Origin of the sequence: Pseudoalteromonas sp. APC 3495 (assembly GCF_030407645.1) — a bacterium.
Taxonomy (GTDB): Bacteria; Pseudomonadota; Gammaproteobacteria; order Enterobacterales; family Alteromonadaceae; genus Pseudoalteromonas; species Pseudoalteromonas tetraodonis.
This window is the reverse complement of sequence record NZ_JASDDA010000010.1, coordinates 111,263-117,727: the sequence shown is the minus strand read 5'-3', so window position 1 is coordinate 117,727 and position 6,465 is coordinate 111,263. Positions and strand designations below refer to the sequence as shown.

5 protein-coding genes and 1 rRNA gene are annotated in these 6,465 nt (G+C 41.6%); 5 read left to right on the top strand and 1 reads right to left on the bottom strand.

Annotated elements, in window-relative coordinates; genetic code table 11:
* Positions 1-125 precede the first annotated feature (125 nt).
* Positions 126-240, top strand: a 5S ribosomal RNA gene (rrf, locus tag QL984_RS06515).
* 116 nt (positions 241-356) lie between these two features.
* Here rrf and QL984_RS06510 read toward each other — a convergent pair.
* On the bottom strand, positions 357-884 hold the full coding sequence (locus QL984_RS06510; RefSeq protein WP_013466255.1) for a sugar O-acetyltransferase: 528 nt from the start codon (positions 882-884) through the stop codon (positions 357-359).
* Positions 885-1,046: 162 nt separating this feature from the next.
* Here QL984_RS06510 and QL984_RS06505 point away from each other — a divergent pair, with 162 nt between their 5' ends.
* From QL984_RS06505 to QL984_RS06490, 4 genes are all read left to right on the top strand, one after another.
* Entirely contained in the window at positions 1,047-1,811 is a 765-nt protein-coding gene (locus QL984_RS06505; RefSeq protein ID WP_016898983.1) for a DeoR family transcriptional regulator, read from the top strand.
* Positions 1,812-1,857: 46 nt separating this feature from the next.
* Positions 1,858-3,678 (top strand): glutamine--fructose-6-phosphate transaminase (isomerizing), encoded by a 1,821-nt coding sequence (gene glmS / locus QL984_RS06500; protein WP_008466748.1) that lies wholly within the window; start codon positions 1,858-1,860, stop codon positions 3,676-3,678.
* Positions 3,679-3,788: 110 nt separating this feature from the next.
* Positions 3,789-4,979, top strand: a complete 1,191-nt coding sequence (locus tag QL984_RS06495) for an alpha/beta hydrolase-fold protein (RefSeq protein WP_128583406.1) — start codon at positions 3,789-3,791, stop codon at positions 4,977-4,979.
* Positions 4,980-5,129: 150 nt separating this feature from the next.
* The gene (locus tag QL984_RS06490; protein ID WP_128583405.1) at positions 5,130-6,431 is read left to right on the top strand and encodes a DEAD/DEAH box helicase; all 1,302 of its coding nucleotides are present in this window, start codon (positions 5,130-5,132) and stop codon (positions 6,429-6,431) included.
* Positions 6,432-6,465 lie beyond the last annotated feature (34 nt).

Below are 6,465 nucleotides of genomic sequence, written 5' to 3'. Positions count from 1 at the left end.
CGCGTTTTATGTGATAGTGAAACAAGCGAAGAAGTTAATATAACTAAAGTAGATACTTGAAGACTTTATTATCAGAAATTCCAAATTTTAGTAAGGTCGATTAAATCGAACTTACACCAAATTTGCTTGGTGACAATAGCGTTTTGGACCCACCTGACCCCATGCCGAACTCAGCAGTGAAACGAAACAGCGCCGATGATAGTGTAGCATTTGCTATGTGAAAGTAGGACATTACCAGGCTCCAAATAAGAGAAAGCCCGACTAGAAATAGTCGGGCTTTTTTACGTCTGGAATAAAGTGAAAATACGGGTTCGAGGTATAAGGGTAAATGTGAGCCTAAGGCTTAACGATGATCCTTAGCACTTTCTTATTTCACGTGCTGGATTGCCGGCAACCACGGTATTTGATGCAATGCTCTTAGTTACCACTGAACCCGCACCAACAACAGTGTTATCACCAATGGTAACACCAGCTAACACAATAACTCCCGCGCCAATCCACACGTTATTGCCAATGATTATCGGTGCTGTAAAGTTCTCTTTATTGAGTCGCTCTGTGGGGTTCACAGCATGCGAAACGGCCAATAGTTGAACATTAGGGCCAATTAAGCAGTCACTACCAATCGTAATCACACCTTCATTAATTGGTGCATCTAATACAGTGCAATTAATGTTTATAAAAGTACGATCACCAATTTGTATTTGACTGCCATAGTCACAATGAAAGCCCGCTTCAATAATTACTCCATCACCACAGTGTGAGCATAATTCTTTTATTCGCTTTAAATTACCTTTACTGGGGCTTTTATTAAATAAGCGGCAAATTTCGTGCACAGTTTTACGCTGCGCTAGATTCTCTTTACTAATACTATTAAATGACTGCATATCAATTTTGTTTAACTTAAATAATGGTGCCTAGCTTAACCTACTTTAAGCATGATGATAATTTGAATAAAACTGCTTTATTTTTATGCATTCACTTGCCATTTATTATGTTTCGTTTAAAATCCCCTAACTTTCGAAACGAAACTTAATAGCAGTTACTTAATGACCAAACGAAACACCCAGCAACGCCGTCATCTGATCCTTAGCCAAGTAAATGAGCTTGGTGAAGTGGCCGTTGAGACTCTTGCTGAACAGTTTCAAACATCAGAAGTAACCATTCGAAAAGACTTAACCGCGCTTGAGAAAAGTGGCTTGTTGCTGCGCCGTTATGGTGGGGCTATTGCGCTACCAAAAGAGATAGTAAGCGATGAGATCGATTCTAAGCGCAAAGTAGCAATTGCTAAGGCAGCAGCGGCGCTTATAAAAGATCATAACCGCATTATTATTGACAGCGGCCGCACTACTGCAGCGATGATCCCTGAGTTAGCTACCAAGCAGGGGTTAGTTGTTATGACTAACGCCATTAAAGTGGCAACACGTTTATTAGCACTTGAAAATGAACCAACACTTTTGATGACAGGTGGCACGTGGGATCCGCATTCAGAGTCGTTTCAAGGGCAAGTAGCTGAAAATGTTCTATGCTCATATGATTTTGATCAGCTATTCATTGGTGCTGATGGCATTGATGTAGCGCGTGGAACAACCACGTTTAATGAACTTGTTGGATTAAGCCAAGTGATGGCTAAAGCGGCGCGCGAAGTTATTGTGCTGGTTGAGTCAGAAAAGATTGGCCGAAAAATACCAAATTTAGAATTACCGTGGCAAACAGTAACCACATTAATAACCGACAGTGGCTTAGCAAGTGATAAACGTGCAGCCATAGAGGCGTGTGGTGTAAAACTAATTTGCGCAGAAATTATGGAATAGCAACTAAAACGTAAGTTGCTAGAATTAAAAAATTAATGGAGACACTATGTGTGGAATCGTTGGGGCTGTTGCAGAACGTCCAGTAAATAAAATCTTAGTTGAAGGCCTTAAGCGTCTTGAGTACCGCGGTTATGACTCAGCAGGTGTAGCTTTACTTGAAGGCAATACACTTAATACAGTTAAAGCAGTTGGTAAGGTTGTAAACTTAGAGTCAGCACTTGAACAAGCTGGTGTTAGCGGCCACACAGGTATTGCACACACTCGTTGGGCGACTCATGGCGGTGTAACTGAAGCCAATGCTCACCCACATGTTTCAAGCAATCAATTAGCACTTGTACATAACGGAATCATTGAAAACCACGCAAGCTTGCGTGCAGCACTTAAAGGCGACGGTTACGAGTTTTTATCAGACACCGACACTGAAGTCATGGTGCATTTAATTCATCAGTTACGTCAGCAGCACACCACTTTATTAGCGTCAGTTCAAGCTGCTGTTAAGCAGTTTGAAGGTGCATTTGGTACCGTTGTGTTTGATAAAGCGAATGATAACGAAATTATTGTAGCTCGCTCAGGTAGCCCGTTAGTTATTGGTTTAGGCCTTGGTGAAAACTTTATTGCTTCTGATCAACTTGCATTATTACCAGTGACTCGCAGCTTTATCTTCTTAGAAGAAGGTGATGTAGCGCGTATTACTCGCGACACTGTAGAAATTTTTGATGCAGATGGCAACGCGGTTGAGCGTGAAGTTGTTGAATCAAACATCACACAAGATGCATCAGGCAAAGGTGATTACCGTCACTACATGCTAAAAGAAATTTATGAGCAGCCACTTGCAGTACGTAACACCCTTGAAGGACGTTTAAACGATGACCGCGTAGCGATTGATGCTTTTGGCGATAGCGCACAGCAAATATTTAAAGACGTAAAACACGTACAAATTATTGCCTGTGGTACGTCATACCACTCAGGTATGGTTGCTCGTTACTGGCTTGAGCAATTTGCAGGTGTTAGTTGTAACGTAGAAATTGCCTCTGAGTTCCGTTACCGTCAGTCATTTGTACACGAAAATAGCCTACTAGTAACTATTTCACAATCAGGCGAAACGGCTGATACTTTAGCTGCACTGCGTTTAGCTAAAGAGCAAGGCTATATGGGTTCAATGACTATTTGTAACGTACCAGGCTCATCGCTTGTGCGAGAATCAGACCTTGCCTTTATGACCAAAGCTGGCGCTGAAATTGGTGTAGCCTCTACTAAAGCATTTACTACGCAGCTTGTTGGTTTGTTAATGCTTACTGCGTCTATTGCGCAAGAGAAAGGCTTAGATCAAAGCGCGATTGTTAACGCTATTAAACTGCTACCAGCTAAATTAGAAGAAACGCTACTATTGGCTGATGGCATTGCAGACCTTGCTGAAGAATTTGCTGATAAACACCATTCACTGTTTTTAGGGCGCGGCTCACAATACCCAATCGCGATGGAAGGCGCACTTAAGCTTAAAGAGATTTCATACATTCACGCTGAAGCCTACGCAGCAGGTGAGCTTAAACACGGCCCATTAGCGCTTATTGATGCCGACATGCCAATTATTGTTGTAGCACCAAACAATGAATTGCTTGAAAAGCTTAAATCAAACGTAGAAGAAGTACGTGCTCGCGGCGGCATCATTTATGTATTCGCTGATAAAGACTCACACTTTGAGTCAGACGACACAATGCGTGTAATCAACGTAAACCACGTAGATGACGTAATTGCCCCTGTTGTATATACAATTCCACTACAGTTACTGTCGTACTATGTAGCGGTCATTAAAGGCACTGATGTTGACCAACCACGTAACCTAGCAAAATCGGTTACAGTTGAGTAAAATCAAAAGGTTATAGGTTTTTATTAATGTTAAAAAAGCGCTTAAGGCGCTTTTTTTGTGCCTGAAACTCTGTTAGCTTAAGTAACTTATTATTCTCTAAGGGATTAGTCATGCGTTTATTAACCGTTATTTGTTTTGTTAGCTTTAGTATTTTTAGTTCACAAAGTGCCTTTGCACAATCTGGCACTAAACAGCAAAGTACAGATTACTCTCAGTACACACATACTATTAAATCGGTTGTTTTAAACGAAGAACGCACAGTTGTCGTACAGTTACCAAAGAGTTATCAAGCTGAGCCAAATAAGGTATATCCTGTTATATATCGCTTAGATGGCGCGGGTAATATACCGCTTGCAAGTTCTGTTATTGAGCGTTTACAAAATGATAATCGTGCGCCTGAGGTTATTATTGTCGCTATTGAAAACACTAATCGACTTAGAGATTTTTACCCTACAGTGAATAAAGAGCCACAGGGCCCAGTTGGTGAAGGGGGCGGTGCGGCAACGTTTTTAGCGTTCTTTGAGCAAGAGCTCATTCCTTTAGTAAATAAGAACTATCGCACGCATGACTATAAGGTTATATCTGGCGCCTCTGCGGGCGGTGTATTTGCGCTATATGCTTTGCAGGCAAAGCCCGAACTATTTCAAGCGCATATTGCATATAGCCCTGCGGTTTGGTGGAATTATGGCGCATCGGTAAAAAGCACAAAATCGTTTATAACTAAAACGAAAGAACTTAACAATTACGTTTACATTAATATTGGCGAAGAAGCCGGTATAATGCGTGAAAGGTATGATGAATTACAGCAATCACTGCAATCACATAAAGTGCCAGGGTTACGCTTCTCTAGTGATGCGTTTGATGGTATCTCGCATAACTTAACCGCTGCTGCTGGCGTATTTAATGCCTATTACAACTTATTTTTACCTAAACAAATGCCTATAAGTGCTTTAACTGACGATGTAGCCTCTATTGATGGTTATTACAAAACATTATCTCACCAATGGGGCGAGCAGATATCTCCACCAGACCGTGCTGTTAGATCACTCGGTTATAACCTAACGGGCAGCAAGCAGTTTACCCGTGCTATTGAGGTGTTTAAGTACAATTTAAAAAACCACCCAAAATCAGTCGATGCGCTTTCTGCCTTATCTTATGGCTATGAAATGCAAGGTGATACTCGTCAAGCGCTTGAACAGATAGAGTCTGCATTAGCCATTGCAGATGACTCATACCCTTATATAAATTACTTAAAAGAAACAAAAGCTAGGTTACAAGCAGAGTTTGATAAGCGTAACTAGGGTTTTTAGTTACTGTTAAATAAAAACGACGCGCAAGCGTCTTTTTATTAGTTGTAGCTAAATATTATTTAAATCACTAACCCCTACTTAATACGTGCTAAATACGCTAAAATTACAGGCTACTTTTTTAGCAATAAGCCCGTAATAAATATGACCTCAGCCGCAAGCCCTAGCACGTTTACCGAACTTGGCCTTATCCCAGAGCTACTAGCTCGTTTGTCTGATCTTGAATACTCGCAACCTACGCCGATTCAGGCAAAAGCAATTCCAAGTATCTTGGCGGGGAGTGACTTAATTGCGGGGGCAAATACCGGCTCAGGTAAAACAGCAACCTTTGCTTTGCCTATGCTACAAACGCTATTTTTAGCAAAAGGCGCGAATAAAACGCCGAGCAAAGGTAACTTTGTTTCAGGGCTAATTTTAGTGCCTACTCGTGAGCTGGCAACGCAGGTGGCTGATAGTGTTAAATCATACTCTGCAAACTTTAATGGCGCGATTAAAACGGTAGCGGTGTTTGGCGGTGTATCGGTTAATACCCAAATGCAGGCACTACGTGGCGGTGCCGATATTATCGTGGCAACCCCTGGACGTTTGCTTGATTTGATCTCAAGTAATGCCATTAAGCTGGATAAAGTTTCAACCTTAGTGCTTGACGAAGCTGACCGCATGTTAAGCCTTGGCTTTACTGAAGAGCTTGCTGAGCTATTGGCATTAATGCCGGCTAAAAAGCAAACCATGTTGTTTTCAGCGACTTTCCCAGAGCAAGTAACGCTTTTAACGCAAGAGCTGTTAAATAATCCGGTTGAAATACAAGTTCAAAGTAAAGACGAAAGCACCTTAGTACAGCGCGTATTTACAGTTAATAAAGGCGAAAAAACCACGGTTTTAGCGCATTTAATTAAGCAGCACAAATGGCGCCAAGCGCTGATATTTGTCAACGCTAAAAAAGATTGTGAGCACTTAGCCAGCAAGCTTGAAAAGCGCGGCGTGAATGCGCAAGTGTTCCATGGTGATAAAGGCCAAAGCGAGCGTTCTCGGGTAATAGAAAAGTTTAAAGCGGGCGAAATAGAAGTACTAATTGCCACCGACATTGCAGCCCGTGGTTTAGATATTGAAAAGCTACCAGTAGTAATTAACTTTAACTTACCACGCAGCCCCGCTGATTACATGCACCGTATTGGCCGAAGCGGCCGTGCCGGCGAAGTCGGTTTAGCGTTATCGTTAATTGATTATGAAGACTTCCATCACTTTAGAATTATTGAAAAGAAAAACAAACTACGTTTAGAGCGCGAAGAGGTTACAGGCTTTGCAGTAAATCAAGCCAACCTTGATGCCGCACAAGCACTTAAAAATGATAAGCCAATGGCAAAGCCTGAAGGCACAGGTAAGAAAAAGAAGAAAAACAAATCCAACCAAGAAGATGACGTATGGAGCGGCTGGAGAAAAAGATAAGCCTTAATACATATAAGTCATTAAACTCGAATTA